Below are 14,821 nucleotides of genomic sequence, written 5' to 3'. Positions count from 1 at the left end.
TTTGCTCTACATTGAGCGCTGGCTGACGGCGCCGATGCAGCTTGAGGATGGTACGCTTGTCCAACGGACACGCGGCACCCCTTAAGGCGGGGTCATCAGCCCGGTCCTGGCAAATCTCTTTCTGCACTACGCGTTCGACGTATGGATGACGCGGGAGCACCCTCACCTGCCGTGGTGCCGGTATGCAGATGACGGTCTGATACACTGCCACACTGAGGCCGAGGCGCCTGCCCTGAAGGCGGCGTTCCAGGTCCGGCTGGCGGAATGTCGGCTAGAAATGCACCCCGACAAGATCAAGATCGCTTATTGCAAGGACAGCAACCGCAAGGAAGATTACGCCAACAAGAAGTTCAACTTCCTTGGCTATACGTTCCGCCCCACACTGGCGATAAACCCCAAGCAAAACAAAGTGTTTGTGGCGTTCCTGCCCCGAGTGAGCACGACGGCGCTCAAATCCATGCGGCAAGCTGTACATGACCTCGGCGTCCTGCGCCGAACCCAACACGAACTGGCGGACATCGCCCGGCACCTCAACCCGCTCCTAACAGGATGGTTGAACTATTACGGACGATACACTCCGTCAACCATGGACAGGTTCTGGCGCTGGATCAACGCCCAGCTCATGGCGTGGATCATGCGCAAATACAAGCGCTACACGCGGCGCAAAATAAAGGTGAGCCGACTGCTGACCCTCATTGCCAGCAGAAACCATCGCATGTTCGTACACGGGCACCGAACAGCTGTCGGGGCCTACGCGTTTGCCTGATGGGAGCCGGATGATGCGAGAGTATCACGTCCGGTTCTGCGAGAGGCCGTGGGCGCAATCCCAGCGGCCTACTCACCTTATCATATAACATCAATATGTTTGAATTAATCTCTCATCGCCGAGGAACCGTCATTCCTGTATCAGGCGCTGATGAATTTTTCTCAAAGCTCCGAGACGCCATCGATGCGATGGAGCGCACTCAAACCGTTAACCCGACAAGTGTTGAGCTCGTTGCAGCCAGTGCAAAGCGTTTGCTATCCCGTCCCGACGGCAAAATTAGGTTGGACGATATAATCGGGAGTCAAGGTCAGAAACTGGCGGAGGCCGTAGAGGGAGACAGATTCAAAGTAGTCGTCCGTGAAGAACCGGATTTAGGCGGCGTGGAGGGTTGGTTTGCGCCTTAACGATGAGATGAAGGTTGGGAGTACGAAGGCGAAGAAAAGCCTGATCCACTTGATGAGCAGGGTGAAGTTGTATCCGGCAGCGGCGAGGACGGCGTTGATGGCGTCGCCTCTGCGGTGTGCGAGGTAGTTTCGGCCCATGCGATGGCCGGCTTTGAGATGGCCGATGAGCGACTTAGAGCTAGACAAGCTGGAGATCATACGCGACGTCGATCTTGATCGGATGCCGGCGCGTGCCGCGGCTGTCGTGCTTGGAATAAGCGAGCGACAGGTTTGGCGATTGTTGAAGCGTTACAGACTGCAAGGCGCTGGCGGTTTGATTTCACTGAAGCGCGGCCAGCCCAGCAATCGCAAGACGCCACACGATGTACGGGTGGCTGTCATGGCTGTTGTCAGGTCCAACTATGCAGATTTTGGGCCGACATTCGCAGCTGAGAAGTTACATGAACTGCACGATCTGAGCGTGTCGCGTGAGACGTTGCGGGCCTGGATGATCGAGGATGGCCTTTGGCAGACGCGTAAGAAGCGTCGTGGACGTGTGCATCAGCCACGGTATCGTCGTGACTGCGTAGGCGAACTGATCCAGATCGATGGCTCGGATCACCGCTGGTTCGAGGCCCGCGGGCCTAAGTGCACCCTACTCGTCTTTATCGACGACGCCACCAGCCGGCTGATACATCTGCAGTTCGTTCAGACGGAATCGACCTTCGCTTATTACAAGGCGACCCGCACATATTTGGAGACCTTCGGCAAACCGATCGCGTTCTACAGTGACAAGCACGCCGTGTTCCGCGTCAACAAGCCAGGCGGCGCCAATACCGACGGCCTGACGCAGTTTGGCCGCGCTCTAAGCGATCTGAACATTGAGATTATTTGCGCCAACTCGAGTCAAGCCAAGGGCCGTGTCGAGCGCGCCAACAAGACGCTGCAAGACCGTCTGGTCAAGGAGTTGAGGCTCGCTGGCGTCAGTTCAATGGCCGACGGCAATGCGTTTCTTCCTGGTTTCGTCGCTGACTACAACGCCCGCTTTGCCAAGCTTCCCGCCAACCCAAAGGACCTGCACCGAGCCATGACCGACCGCGATAATCTCGACGACATCTTCACCTGGCGTGTGGAGCGCACGCTATCTCAGGCGCTGACCCTGCAATACGAGAAAGTGCTTTTCATCCTGGAGCCTACAGAAGCGGCTCAATCGGCCATCGGCAAGCGGGTCACCGTCTACGACTATCCTGATGGGCGACTGGTAATACGCTACGAAGGCCAGGACCTACCCTATCGAACCTTCGATAAAATACGTCAGGTCAAACAAACTTCGGTCGTTGAAAACAAACGTCTGGGAGCCCTTCTCGACCTAATCAAACAGAGCCAGGAAGCGAACCCGACAACTTACCGAACCCGCAAAGGCCCCAAGCGCCGAGACCAATCGGGCCACATGTTCAACATCGGCTAAGCGGCGGAAGTCCAATAGCAAGTTGCTCCGCGGCCTGTATAGCGGCCATCTTGGTGTGAAACGGCCCAATGTTATGCTCTACTGAATCGGGCAACCATTCCGGTAAAAACGACCAGCCTCCAGGCAAATAGCTTTGGCTGCTTCTTATCGAGCCAATACCTGGAGCGATGAACCAGCCCGGATCTACTCCATCTCGTTCCCACATCACCGCGGATTGAGTCATAAGCGCCTCACTTGCTACTGAAAGCCAGGCGACAGTACACGAATATCGCCATGAGTTAAACGGGCAGGTCGGCGCTGCGCTGGCTTGAGAAGCTGCGCGCCGCCCTCGCCCGACTGACATTTCTATCTGGCACAATCCGCGACATTTCTATCCGGCCTAGAAATTTCAGCGAGCCGTTCCCGATGGGCGCCAATGCGCCGCCGCACGACCTGCGGTCAGGCAAGTTTGTTGGTGTTTTATGCGTCATGCGGCAAGCCTCCGGTCAAAATCGATGCGCTGCTCCAGGTCGAGTTCGAACTGGCCATATGGGTTCACGTGAAGGTAAATCAGCGGCGTCAGACCCCGCCAGTCTTCCTCGGTCATGCGACGTGACCAAGCCGGTTCCTGTAGCACCTTTTGCAGCATCAGGGTGTTCACGTACACCAAGCTGTTCTGGAGCAACTGTAGCGCCAAAACGGACAGCTCCTGATCTTCCATGCGGTTGGAGCTGATCTCGCCCCCCTTCCCGAAATAGATGAAGCCGTTAGCGCTATTCCAGTTCTCGACCACGTTGAGGCCGCCATTGATCTCGCGCCGGTATGGCTCTTCCGCAAGATAGCGACACAGGAAGATCGTCTTGATGGCCTTTCCGAGTTCAGCCAGCGCACGGTATGTCGGGTGCTGAACATTGGCACGCGTAAAACGGCGCAACAGGGCCTCAGGCTCGGCCGTGCGATGGCGCAGGGCTGCGGTATATTTGACGATCTCGTCATACTGCTGGCGGATCAGGTCCCAATCGATCGCGCGGGTCAGTATGGGCGTCAGGGTACCGAGCGTATCCTTGTAAGCCACGTCCGGTAGGTACAACCGCTGCCGGGAAAGCCTCGCGTGCCTCTGGTGACAACCGCGGCGTATCCGCCAATTTCAGAATCTCATCGCGATGGCGGCGGCCGCTCCTGCCCTCCCAGTCATAGCCCAGAACATCAGTTATTGGTCTACCAAGAACGGCTGCAAGGATCTCTATGGTTTCGACCGGGTCCTCTCGCGCCGTCTCGAAGAATCGGCCATGCTGGCGATACATTCTGAGTTGGATGGCAAATCCCAGTCTCTGTACGGCTGGCTTCGCCCTTACCAACTCCAACTCTTCAAGCGACAAATTCCACGCAGATGACATAGACGCCTCCGGAGGACCAGGATCAATTCTGACGATACACTGCGCCCATATTGTGCAACCGTCAACAGCAACAGATTTGTTCGCTAAAAGTTCTTCGAGTTGGCCAAAATCCCAGCGACGTTGTCATTGGGCCCATATGTTCGGGAGCCTAGAACTCCGTCGTCACCGACAGCCAAAGGCGACGCGGCTCCTGATTGTTGGAATAGATGTTCGTGTAAGACACCGCGTTCGTCGCGGTGTTGCTGACGTACGGCCCGTATTCGACAAAGTCCTTGTCGAACAGGTTGTACACGGCGGCATTGATCGAGACCTTCTCGTTGACCTTGTACGAGCCACCGAGATGGAACACGCCATAGGCCTTATAGTCGCCATAGGTGGCCTTGGCGCGACTGGTGGCCGTATCTTCCGAACGGTAGCGCGACGAGCGGTATTCCCCACGCAGCCACAGGTTCAGCGCGTCCGAATGCTGGTAACGCACCGAACCGTTGACCATGTGCGCCGGCGTGTCGTTCAGCGGACGGCCCAGTTTGGCGCCCGAAGTCTGCTCCGTGTCCGTGTAGGTGTAGTTGCCGCTCAGCGACCAGCCGTCGCCCAGAAGGTAACGGAAGGCGCCTTCGATACCGCGCGTTTCGGCCTCATCGACATTGATCGACTGTGCAAAGGTATCGACCAGCGGCCAGCTACCGTAATTGACGCAGCCCGGACGGTTAGGCGAGGTGGCGAACGAACAGTTCAGCAGCGGCGCGCCCGTGGCGATCTTGTCTTCGAACTGGTTGAAGAACAGGGTCACATTGGCGCGGAAGTCGCGGCGATTGTCGTAGAAGACCGCGAATTCGGTCGAGGTCGAGGTTTCCGGCTTGAGCGTCGGCGTGCCGATGGTCGGGCGGGTGCCCTGACCGGTGAAGCCGGTGATGCCGGGGGTGATCTGCTCCAGACGCGGGGTCTTGAAGCCCTGGCTGACGCCGCCTTTCAGCGTCCAGTTCGGCGTGGCGTTCCACACCAGATAGGCGCGCGGCGAGGTGTGTTGACCGAAGACGCTGTGGTCGTCGAAGCGCGCACCCAGCGTCAGGGCCAGATTGTCGATGAAACGCCATTCGTCTTCGGCGAACAGCGCCCATTGCTGGTGCTCGTACGGAGCCGGGGCCACGCCATCGACCATTTCGGCGTCCCAGTACTGGCCGCCGACGGTGAAGGTGTGGTTGCGCCACTGCGAGAAGAACTTGGTGTCGAAAATGGTGTTGGTGGCCTTCAACGTGCGCGGATCGCCCGCCTTGCCGCCGCCCGGAACGTCCGAGGGCAGGATGCGGCCGATGGTTTCACGCTCGCCGCGCGACAGGGTCGATTGCAGTTCGCCGAAGCCCAGACGCCAGTTGTGGGCCAGCACGAGTTCTTCGTTATTGAACTTCTGCTCGGTGGCGTAGCCTTGCGTGCCAATGGTGCCGAGTTGTGCCTTGGAGTTGTCGTACCACTGCTTATTGATGCTGTAGTCGAGATAGAGGTCGTGGTTTTCCGACGGCGTGAAGCTCAGACGCGCGCCCAGAGCCCAGATTTCGTTTTCGACGGGCGAGGGGCCACGCGTCGAAACGACCGTGGTGCCGCCCGTGGCGTTTTCATAGCTCAGCGACGATTCTTCGCGCGTCTGATAGCTGCCGCGCAGGGCCAGACCCAGCAGGTCCTTCACCAGCGGCCCGTTGGCGTAGATGTTGCCGCCATAGATATTGCCGAAGCTGTCGTCTTCCTGAACCGTGGCGTTGGCCGAAACCGAGCCGCTCCATTCGGTGCCGACCTTGCGGGTGATGATGTTGATGACGCCGCCCATGGCGTCCGAGCCGTAAAGGGTCGACACCGGACCGCGCACGACTTCGATGCGCTCGATGGCCGACATCGGCGGGATGAAGCTGGAGGCCGTTTCACCGAAACCGTTCGGCGTCACCGAACCGGCGGCGTTCTGACGGCGGCCATCGACCAGCACCAGCGTGTAGTCGCTGCCCATGCCGCGGATCGAGATGTTCAGACCGCCGGTCTTGCCCGCCGTTGCGCCGACATCGACGCCTTCGACATTGGCCAGCGCTTCGGCGAGGCTCTGGTGACGCTCGCTCTCCAACTGCTCGCGCGACAAGACGCTGATCGAGGCCGGGGCCTGCTCAACCTTCTGACGGAAGCCGGAAGCGGTGACGACGACTTCGGTCACCTCTTCACCGGCGCCGGGAACGGCCTGATCGGCCGAGGCGACGGTGGCTGCGCTGGCCAGCAGAATGGTCGAGGTGAGTAGAAGCGTCCGGTTCCGGCGCGCGCGAAGCTGAATCATCAAAGCCCTCCGATAAAAAATGCGAGTGCCTCTCAATCACATAAATTTATGCCTTGCAAGTTATAATGATAGTAATTCTCATTGTGTGGTGAATATAGAACATGCAAAGGATTGCATCGGCGCTGCATTTGATTTTGGCCTAATGACAACGTCGGTGTGATTTTGGCCAGCTCGAAGAACGGTTAGTGAACATTGATGCGTTCCACGCTGTTGCGGCGTCGGGCTTTTGCGGCCAGTCGGCTGATGGTTGCTCTGTGAACGCGGAACAAACGAGCCAGGTCGGCGGCCGAGCGTCCGGCATTCAGCATGTCCAAAATCTCTTGCTGCTGGGCGGGGGAGAGCTTAGATGGCTGGCCTCCGCCATTGCCCCTGGCGCGTGCGGCTTCTTGGCCCTCGGCTGTTCGACTGCGAAGCTTTGCGCGTTCAAAGTTGCCAATGGACTGCACCATTTGCATCAGCTTACGACCAGAATCCCCCGATGTGTCAGTACCTTCTTTCAGTGACCGGAAGTAAGCCCCGCAGTTGTCGATTTTGTCGAGAATACCAAACAGATCTCCGAGTGAACTCGCGATCCGATCCAGCGCCGTGACGACAACGACGTCTTCAGGGCGCAGTTCGACGAACATCTGCTTGAGCTGCGGGCGGTCCCAACGGCCACCGGTCGAGGTTTCATTGAAGATTTTTTCACACCCGGCGGCGTTCAGGGCGTCGATCTGCTCGACAGCGTCCTGGACCTCGGATTTAAAGACGCGTGCGTAACCTATCAACATGCACAACCCTGTTGCATAACCTGCTCATTGCGCAACAGGGTTCCGCACCCGGCCAATAGTTCGGACGTCCGCCCATGACTTTTTAGGAAAAATCTCGTAACATACTGATATAGTTTATTATATTTCCCGCAACCTTTAATCTGCGCAGTCCATCGACGCTCACATGCAGACCGAAGGTTGACGCGTTTGATATCAATGATTAATATCCCAGCATTGATGGAGGTGTCGGCATGGCCAGCATGACTATTCGAAATCTCGATGATGGACTAAAGGCTCGCTTAAGAATTCGGGCTGCGGAACACAACCGATCTATGGAAGACGAAGCGCGTGATATTCTGCGCGTCGCCTTATCGGTATCCACTCCTAAGTCTCCTAGCCTCGCCAGTGCAATTCGCGCGCGGTTGGCAATCAGTGAGGGGGTGGAGTTGAACATTCCGCCTAGAGATGCCATTCGACCAGCGCCCGATTTTCTATGATAATCTTAGACACAAATGTGATTTCGGAGCTTTTACGCCCAACACCAGATCAAGGCGTGGTGGCCTGGATTGAGGCTCGCCCCAGAGGTCAATTTTTTACTACCGCAGTCAGCGAGGCGGAAATCAGATATGGTATCGCTCGGCTCGAAGACGGTCGACGACGACAGGCTCTGACAATAGCGATTGAGGGAATATTCACTGAGGACTTCGCTGGCCGCATCCTAGCATTCGATAGTGGAGCAGCAGTAACATATGCTGCAATTGTCAGCGCTAGGGATCGGATCGGTCGCCCCATTAGCCAGTTTGACGCTCAGATCTCGGCGATAGCACTTGCGCATGGAGCCGCAATTGCCACTCGAAATGCAAAGGATTTTGAGTGCATTGGAGTTGAAATTATCAATCCATGGCCGATTTGACAGCCTTTCAGAATAGTGGCCTAAATTTCTCATAATGTTTATTATGCGTCGTGCGCATTCATGGCGTACAATTTGACATTTTCCCGCCTACATATACAATGAGTTAAAATGCCTTTGTGTGGAGCTTCCGATGCCAAGCGTAGCCATTGATGACAATAAGCGAATGCACTTGAGGGTGTCGCCAGAAGCAAAAGCCAAGCTGATCCGGGCCGCGGCGATTCAAAATACGGACCTCACCAACTTCATCATGCAGACAGCGTTGAAAGAAGCAGATTCAGTGATTGAAGCCGCTGAAGCCGTCGTCCTTTCTAGGCGGGACTTCGCTCGGGTTCTTGAGCTGCTCGAAAACCCGCCTAAGCCAAATGCAAAACTGCGGGCCGCTATTGCAGCTTTGCCGTCCGCACTATGATCCTCCCGGACTGGCACGAAGCACCAATTGCCAAGTCGCATGATCGAAAATCATTCAACTGTGGCGACACCCAGATGAACGAATTTCTGCAGCGATTTGCTCGGCAGAGTCATGAGCAAAACGCGTCGAAAACCTTTTGCGCTATCGAGAACGCTAAATCACAACGGATTCTTGGCTTCTACACGGTAACGCCGTCCGCAGTATCGCACGATCAGGTTCCCGCACATCTCGCAAAAGGATTGGCGAGGCACGAGATCGCGGGCTTCAAGTTGGCACGGATAGCGACGGACCTCTCCGTCGCAGGGTTAGGGCTGGGTGGGCAGCTACTAGCGGCCGCAGCCCTTAGATGCTTACGAACTTCAGAACAGGTTGGGGGAACGTTGCTCATCATAGACGCAAAAAACGTGCGTGCTGCGAGTTGGTATGCTGCATACGGAGCCGAACCGCTCAAAAATCTCCCCCTGACGTTAGTAATGCCATTGGCCACCTTTTCCCCTAGCTTTCAAGATAGAGGTTTCTTATAAGCCCCGAGTTGAGGACTATGTTGAATATCGCGGGTCCACCCCTCCCCGCACTTGTCCCAACTTAAAATTTATTTCCCAGCATTTTTATTGTGCGCACCAAAGCGCGCTTGTCGGGACGGCCCATAGGCCTTCGCCGAAAGATACGCTATACTCGCCGGAATAAAGCACGATGCCGTAGAAGGGTTTCTCTCCAGCCATATTCGCCTTGAACCACTTCAGATTGTGGATCGGCGTCCACCCCGGGACGTCCTCATCCTGTTTTACCCGCCTGATTTGCAACAGTAAACTCTGGAATGACCGGGTCCCTATCGGCACCGATCGGGATCCGGTCATTCCAAATAAATCATTCGAAGTCAGATAATTATTGAAGTTATTGTGGTCCCACTTTTGACGCCCATCTACACTGACTAGCGGCCGGTGGAACCGCACGGAACTCAAGCGAGTGCTCGACGAACTGCGCCCTGAAGATGGCGTTGTCGTATCGGCATTGGATCGATTAGCGAGCTCACTTTCCAATCTTTTTTGGAATTCTCGACACGATCGACAAAAGCGGTGCTTACTTCCGGTCTCTAACAGAAAGCATTGACACATCTGGAAATTCTGGCCGTGCGCTGATGCGAATGGTGCTATCCATTCGTTACTTTGAACGCATGCAGCTTCGTGCTCGAACAGTCGAGGGCCAAGAAGCCGCACGTGCCAAGGGCTGGCGGATTCCAGCCGCCCAAGCTCTCTCCCACTCAGCAGCGAGAAATATTGGACATGCTGAATGCCGGACGCTCCGCCGCCGACTTGGCCAGATTGTTCCGCGTTCATGTTGCACTCACTCCCTCACCTCAACCAAGCTGCCGCAGTTTGAGGCCACGCCCTTTGACGGTCGACATCAGCTCGCGGGATGGCTGCGTCCTGACGGTGGCTGCCGATCTGAACGGCTGGTGGAGCGAGGGCTCTTCCCATGACCGGTGCAGGAAGGCGTTGGCGCAACGCTGACCTCGGCCCAGTTGGCGATGCTGATCGACGGCATGGATTGGCAGCAGGGTCATGTCCTAATAGTCCCTGATTGTGTGCGCGCAAGTGGAGAAAGTGGCTGGACAAGCGTGTTTGTCATGGCACATTCGTGGCAGAAATCCTACGCTGTGGAGGCCGTGGTGAAGATTGGCACCTTTTGTATCCTGGCTGCGTGTGTCGCTGGACCGGCCAATGCACAGACCGTCTGCGAGGCGGTGAAATCGGCGTCGCTACATAGCGCTACTGGCTTCACAGCTCTCCGCGGCGCCCAAGATAAAAGCGAGTTGTGGTATACAAGCACTTTTAGCGTTCCAGGCCTTGATACTTGCACAATTGAAGCCTTTGAAGACGATGCAGAACTGACATGTTCCCGCAACTTCACGACGTTTTCGGCGGCAGCGGCTCATGCTGACGTTATCGAAGGTCTAGTCCGTTACTGCTTGATGCAGGAAAAGATGAACGAGGAGATCTGGGATCTGCGCCCTAAGAGAAAGACAAATGGCCGCACTTTTTCGCGGCGGGCTACTGGCTATCCGGAAATCACTGTAACGCGTTCTGAGCTTCCCAAAAATGCCGGCAGAGTAGACCTGACTTTTGCGCCCCCACTCGAAGCGGAGTAAGGCCTATGCGTCCGAACGCCTCACTCAGCACCGATGGCGCCCTAGCTAATGCCGGATTTCAATAACCTAATCTGGCGCGCCGTGTCGGCCCAATGACAACGTCGATGCGATTTTGGCCAACTCAAAGAATGTTTAGCGAACATCAACAGCTGGTTTTGTCGCAAACCTTGGCATGTGTTAGCCATTGTTCATTGACATTGTGAATTACGCCGCAAGGCTATCGAACTGATAGGCTAAGGTGATAGTCCCGCTGTCGATCAGCTCCAATTGTCGCTTTCGGATCATATGCACGAGCTCGATGCCGCTTAGGATGATGTCGGCGCAGCTTGCCGATTTGAAGCCAAGCATGGGCCCGACGCGGCGCTTGATCCGGCGATGATCCTGCTCGATACGGTTGTTCATATACTTGCTGTTGCGGATCTTGGTTGGGACTTCGGCGATGTCTGCCACTGTGACCTTCAGCCTCGCTTCGACGTCGGCTTCCAGGATTGCCGTTCGGTTAGTCTGAGATCCGTCGATAGTGACCTGAGCGGGCCTTTCGTGTCGGCTCAAGGCCTTACGCATAAAGCGTTTGGCCGCAGAAAGATCCCGGGTTTTGCTGAAGTGAAATTCCACCGTGGCGCCGGCCTTGTCGATAGCACGATAAAGATACAGCCATTCGCCACGGACCTTGATATAGGTCTCATCCATATGCCACTTGCCAAGGACGCTTCGTTTCCGGTGATTGAACGCCTCGAGGAGCTGTGGTGTGAAGTGCATCACCCAACGATGGATGGTCGAATGATCGAGCCGGATGCCGCGTTCGAGGATCATCTCTTCTAGGTTTCGAAGGCTGAGGCCGTAGGCCAGATACCAGCGAACGCATAGCAGAATGACCGAACGGTCGAAATGGCGACCTTTGAACATGGCATTTACCCACCCTCACAAACCAAAGGCGCGAAAATCTCCCAAATCCGTAAAATTTTTGCGACAGAACCCAGTTGCGGCGTCGTTTGACAATCATGGGAGAGCGGCGGACATTCAGTGGGGAAAGGTGTCGATCGGCGTCCAAAGTGGGACCCCAGTTGATTTCAGTAACCAATTGATCTTGATAGAGGCATGTAAAATGGCTGGGCCTCGTCCGGCGCTTATCGGGACCCCGGGCGTCGAGAGTTGACCTTTATAAATCAAAGGGTTGAAGCTGGATTGGAAGGCCTCGGCTTGGACGCCGATCTACAGCCATTTGGTTATGTATTGCTGATGGGGGTGGGGCGATGCAGGCGGGAATGGACCTGCTAGTCGACGCGTTCAAAAGCCAAGATGTTCTTAACAACCATTGGAAATACAGAGTGTTTTCTAATGAAAGACACTCAACAGTCTACCACCCTGCCGCTGTGATGGCTATCCGAGAGCTGTTCCCTAGCCCAAAAGACAAGCCCCTCGGGTCTTATTGATTTTTTTGTGAAGGGAAACACGTCACAACTCAACTGGCTGGATCGTCATGTGGATGCAACCTTAGAAGTGGAGCCTGCAGTGACGACCAATCCCGTAGATTACTACAAAAATGTACCCAATGTCTTCGCCAGCTTGGAGAAAGTTCATGGTGCGATCGACGAGCATGACCTCGACAGGATGTTGCACCATCTGGTGCAATTGCGCGCCTCCCAGATCAACGCGTGTGCCTATTGCGTGAAGATGCACACCAAGGAAGCACGCGATGATGGAGAAACCAATGAGCGGCTCGATCGCTTGGCGGTGTGGGAGCATGTCAACGACTTTTCGGCGAAGGAACGCGCGGCACTGGGCTGGACCGAAGCGCTCACGCAACTCGATCGCAAAACAGACTATGGCGCCCTGCGCGCCGAACTGCGTCAGCACTTCAGCGATGCAGAGATCAGCGCGCTGACCGCCACTATTGCGATGATCAACCTCTGGAACCGCATTCAGGTGTCAACGCACTGACATGGCCAGGCCCGCGACAGATTTGTTTGAAGAACGCCGCCCGTTTCTGACTGGCTTGGCCTACCGCATACTCGGTTCATTGGCCGAGGCGGAGGATGCGGTTCAGGATACCTACCTGAAATGGCAGGGCTGCGAACACGGGAGCATTTCCAACCCTGTGGGTTGGCTAACTGCGACCTGTACGCGCCGCTGCATCGACATGCTGAAATCGGCGCGCCGGTCGCGGGTGGACTATGTCGGTGCATGGCTTCCTGAGCCGATCCAGACAATGACTGAAGATACACCGGAGCGTGCGGCGGAGCTGTCATCTACGCTCTCACTCGCCTTCATGCTCATGCTGGAACGGCTCGCACCCAAGGAAAGGGCCGCCTATCTCCTGCGCGAAATATTCGACCAGCCGTACGCAGATGTTGCTGCGGCCTTGAACGTGACCGAGACGACTTGTCGTAAACTCGTCTCTCGGGCCCGAAGTCGTATCGGTCGTGAGGCGCCTGGCTCTATCGTTCCGAAGGAACGCCAGGATGAACTGCTGGAGGCTTTCCAGCAGGCAATCGCGACTGGAAACACGCTGCGGCTTGCAAACCTCATGCGAGAAGACATTGAACTTCGCACCGACGGGGGAGGCAAGGCGCTGGCGCTTTTAGATCCTCTATCGGGCAAGGCCGACGTCCTCGCCTTTGTTGGTGGAACGCTCAACCAGTTTTGGGCCGGTTACAAATGGCAGCGCATCGACATGAACGGGACAGGTGGTGCCATAGTGTTCGATGGCCCCAACATCGTTGCGTCCATCAGTTTGGCCTGTGACGGGCACGGCAGCCTCTCGGGCATCTACATTATGCGCAACCCTGACAAGCTCGGTCGCCTCGCCGATGTCGAAAGGATGATCCAATGACGGACACGCACACAGTCTCGACATCGCCCGGGTGGGGCGAGTTGCTTTCTGGCGGCAATCTTATCCGCTCGATCGCGCTGAGTGGTGGTGTCGCCCTACATGCCGTCAATCTATACATTTCGACCACGATCCTGCCATCCGTGGTGCGCGAGATCGGTGGGATGGACTATTATGCATGGAACATGACCCTTTTCGTGGTCGCCTCAATCCTTGGTGCGGCGCTGTCTTCTCCTGTCCTCGCGCATGTAGGGCCGCGGGGCGGTTATGGCATAGCCGGTCTCATCTTCATCATTGGTACCCTGGTCTGCACGATGGCGAACGACATGCCGATCATGCTTGTCGGCAGGCTGGTACAGGGTTTCGGCGGCGGTATTTTGCTGGCCTTGGCCTATGCCATGGTTCGTCGTGTCTATGTCGAGCAACTTTGGCCGCGTGCACTCGCACTCCTATCGAGCATGTGGGGTATTGCCACGCTACTGGGGCCCGCAGTTGGCGGCGTGTTCGCCGAGCTCGGTCTGTGGCGTGGCGCCTTCTTGGTTCTAGTGCCTTTTGCTGCGCTTGTCGTTCTGGCGGCAGTGTTCGTGTTGCCTCAGCGCGAGCCCGGCAGGAGCCCGGGAGAGCCATTGCCCCTCACCCAGCTACTGCTTTTGACGCTTGCGGTTTTCGCCGCTTCATGGGGCGGGGTCGGAAAGGACCTGTCGTCGATCGCCATTGGAATGGCTGCTGCCCTTGTTCTGATTGTCCTGCTTGTCTTGGTGGAGCGGCGTTCAAATTGCAAGCTGCTCCCCCGAAATACGTTTAGGCTTCCGGCAGCTCTTGGAAGTCTCTATTCGACGTCGGCGCTACTGGCCGGAACCGTTACCTGCACGGAGATTTTCCTACCGCTCTTCCTTCAGGAGCTCCACGGACGGTCACCGCTCCAGGCTGGTTATATCGCAGCAGTCATGTCGGCTGGCTGGACTGCGGCAGCAATATCTGCTTCGGGGTTCCAAGCTAGGAGGCGCGTTATTGCCGTGCATGCGGGACCGGTTCTATCGGTTGGTGCTATGGTCATTCTTGCGGCCGCCTTGCCCTGGGCGGGACAGATCGGCGATTGGCTTCCGCTGACTCTCATCTGTGGTGCTTTGGTGGTCGGCGGGGCCGGCGTCGGCCTGGCTTATCCACATCTATCCGCAATGGTTCTCCGTGTGGCGCCGCCCGACGAAGCCGACAACGCTGCGTCCTCTATCATGACGGTGCAGCTCTGTGCCACGGCCTTCGGCGCTGCCCTGGCAGGCCTGGCCGTCAATCTGGCCGGAGGGAGCACGTCGTCTGGAGGCATAGATGTGGCGAATGCGGCGCGATGGCTTTTCATCACAGTAGCGGTGGCTCCGGCGTTCTGCCTCCTCATCATGAATAGCGCCTCGTTCACGCAGGCAAGCGAGAGGTATCGGTAGTGTCCACTAAGAAAGGAGTGCATCGATACTC

At 56.6% G+C, this 14,821-nt stretch carries 16 protein-coding genes and 2 pseudogenes; 12 read left to right on the top strand and 6 right to left on the bottom strand.

The window, feature by feature from the left end; all coding sequences use genetic code 11:
- Positions 1-94: 94 nt before the first annotated feature.
- Both ACK8OE_RS18055 and ACK8OE_RS18050 read left to right on the top strand, forming a co-directional pair.
- Positions 95-766, top strand: coding sequence for a group II intron maturase-specific domain-containing protein (locus tag ACK8OE_RS18055; protein WP_410273744.1), 672 nt, complete (start codon positions 95-97; stop codon positions 764-766).
- Between the two features lie 95 nt (positions 767-861).
- Positions 862-1,170 carry a hypothetical protein gene (locus ACK8OE_RS18050; RefSeq protein ID WP_410273746.1) on the top strand — a complete coding sequence of 103 codons (309 nt, stop codon included), beginning with the start codon at positions 862-864 and terminating at the stop codon, positions 1,168-1,170.
- On the opposite strand, the pseudogene ACK8OE_RS18045 reads toward ACK8OE_RS18050, so the two are convergent.
- A pseudogene (locus ACK8OE_RS18045) lies at positions 1,138-1,338 on the bottom strand (IS5/IS1182 family transposase); the annotation flags it as partial. The gene ACK8OE_RS18050 and the pseudogene ACK8OE_RS18045 overlap by 33 nt on opposite strands.
- Between ACK8OE_RS18045 and ACK8OE_RS18040 the strand changes: the two are divergent.
- Complete coding sequence (locus tag ACK8OE_RS18040; RefSeq protein ID WP_410273720.1) at positions 1,334-2,617, top strand: ISNCY family transposase; 1,284 nt, start codon at positions 1,334-1,336, stop codon at positions 2,615-2,617. The pseudogene ACK8OE_RS18045 and the gene ACK8OE_RS18040 overlap by 5 nt on opposite strands.
- A gap of 466 nt (positions 2,618-3,083) precedes the next feature.
- On the opposite strand, the pseudogene ACK8OE_RS18035 reads toward ACK8OE_RS18040, so the two are convergent.
- The 4 genes and pseudogenes from ACK8OE_RS18035 to ACK8OE_RS18020 form a co-directional block, all read right to left on the bottom strand.
- A pseudogene (locus ACK8OE_RS18035) lies at positions 3,084-3,701 on the bottom strand (Tn3 family transposase); the annotation flags it as partial.
- Positions 3,589-3,993 (bottom strand): DUF4158 domain-containing protein, encoded by a 405-nt coding sequence (locus ACK8OE_RS18030; protein WP_410273719.1) that lies wholly within the window; start codon positions 3,991-3,993, stop codon positions 3,589-3,591. The gene ACK8OE_RS18030 and the pseudogene ACK8OE_RS18035, both read right to left, overlap by 113 nt.
- Before the next feature lie 148 nt (positions 3,994-4,141).
- The gene (locus ACK8OE_RS18025; protein WP_410273718.1) at positions 4,142-6,301 is read right to left on the bottom strand and encodes a TonB-dependent receptor domain-containing protein; all 2,160 of its coding nucleotides are present in this window, start codon (positions 6,299-6,301) and stop codon (positions 4,142-4,144) included.
- A gap of 182 nt (positions 6,302-6,483) precedes the next feature.
- Positions 6,484-7,071, bottom strand: coding sequence for a recombinase family protein (locus ACK8OE_RS18020; RefSeq protein WP_410273717.1), 588 nt, complete (start codon positions 7,069-7,071; stop codon positions 6,484-6,486).
- A gap of 230 nt (positions 7,072-7,301) precedes the next feature.
- Between ACK8OE_RS18020 and ACK8OE_RS18015 the strand changes: the two genes are divergently transcribed.
- The 6 genes from ACK8OE_RS18015 (at position 7,302) to ACK8OE_RS17990 (ending at position 10,521) form a co-directional block, all read left to right on the top strand.
- Positions 7,302-7,547, top strand: a complete 246-nt coding sequence (locus ACK8OE_RS18015; RefSeq protein WP_410273716.1) for a FitA-like ribbon-helix-helix domain-containing protein — start codon at positions 7,302-7,304, stop codon at positions 7,545-7,547.
- Complete coding sequence (locus tag ACK8OE_RS18010) at positions 7,544-7,963, top strand: type II toxin-antitoxin system VapC family toxin (RefSeq protein WP_410273715.1); 420 nt, start codon at positions 7,544-7,546, stop codon at positions 7,961-7,963. Before ACK8OE_RS18015 ends, ACK8OE_RS18010 begins: the two co-directional genes overlap by 4 nt.
- 130 nt (positions 7,964-8,093) lie before the next feature.
- Positions 8,094-8,372 (top strand): DUF1778 domain-containing protein, encoded by a 279-nt coding sequence (locus ACK8OE_RS18005; RefSeq protein ID WP_409648420.1) that lies wholly within the window; start codon positions 8,094-8,096, stop codon positions 8,370-8,372.
- Between the two features lie 966 nt (positions 8,373-9,338).
- Complete coding sequence (locus ACK8OE_RS18000) at positions 9,339-9,482, top strand: hypothetical protein (protein ID WP_410273714.1); 144 nt, start codon at positions 9,339-9,341, stop codon at positions 9,480-9,482.
- A complete protein-coding gene (locus tag ACK8OE_RS17995) occupies positions 9,424-9,852 on the top strand; it encodes a recombinase family protein (RefSeq protein WP_410273743.1) in 429 nt (142 codons plus the stop codon). Before ACK8OE_RS18000 ends, ACK8OE_RS17995 begins: the two co-directional genes overlap by 59 nt.
- Positions 9,853-9,855: 3 nt before the next feature.
- On the top strand, positions 9,856-10,521 hold the full coding sequence (locus tag ACK8OE_RS17990) for a hypothetical protein (RefSeq protein WP_410273713.1): 666 nt from the start codon (positions 9,856-9,858) through the stop codon (positions 10,519-10,521).
- 204 nt (positions 10,522-10,725) lie between these two features.
- Here the strand turns inward: ACK8OE_RS17990 and ACK8OE_RS17985 are convergent, their stop codons facing one another.
- Positions 10,726-11,427 (bottom strand): IS6 family transposase, encoded by a 702-nt coding sequence (locus ACK8OE_RS17985; RefSeq protein ID WP_410273712.1) that lies wholly within the window; start codon positions 11,425-11,427, stop codon positions 10,726-10,728.
- A gap of 534 nt (positions 11,428-11,961) precedes the next feature.
- On the opposite strand from ACK8OE_RS17985, the gene ACK8OE_RS17980 reads away from it, so the two are divergent.
- From ACK8OE_RS17980 to ACK8OE_RS17970, 3 genes are read left to right on the top strand one after another with little or no spacing between them, the layout of a single operon-like run.
- Positions 11,962-12,462 (top strand): carboxymuconolactone decarboxylase family protein, encoded by a 501-nt coding sequence (locus ACK8OE_RS17980; protein WP_410273711.1) that lies wholly within the window; start codon positions 11,962-11,964, stop codon positions 12,460-12,462.
- Position 12,463: 1 nt separating this feature from the next.
- The gene (locus ACK8OE_RS17975) at positions 12,464-13,354 is read left to right on the top strand and encodes a sigma-70 family RNA polymerase sigma factor (RefSeq protein ID WP_410273710.1); all 891 of its coding nucleotides are present in this window, start codon (positions 12,464-12,466) and stop codon (positions 13,352-13,354) included.
- Positions 13,351-14,790 carry an MFS transporter gene (locus ACK8OE_RS17970; RefSeq protein WP_410273709.1) on the top strand — a complete coding sequence of 480 codons (1,440 nt, stop codon included), beginning with the start codon at positions 13,351-13,353 and terminating at the stop codon, positions 14,788-14,790. The genes ACK8OE_RS17975 and ACK8OE_RS17970 overlap by 4 nt, the downstream gene beginning before the upstream one ends.
- Positions 14,791-14,821: the final 31 nt, after the last annotated feature.

It is taken from the genome of Asticcacaulis sp. W401b (assembly GCF_046503825.1).
Taxonomy (GTDB): Bacteria; Pseudomonadota; Alphaproteobacteria; order Caulobacterales; family Caulobacteraceae; genus Asticcacaulis.
The sequence above is the reverse complement of the archived record's forward strand: the minus strand, read 5'-3'. Positions and strand labels throughout refer to the sequence as shown.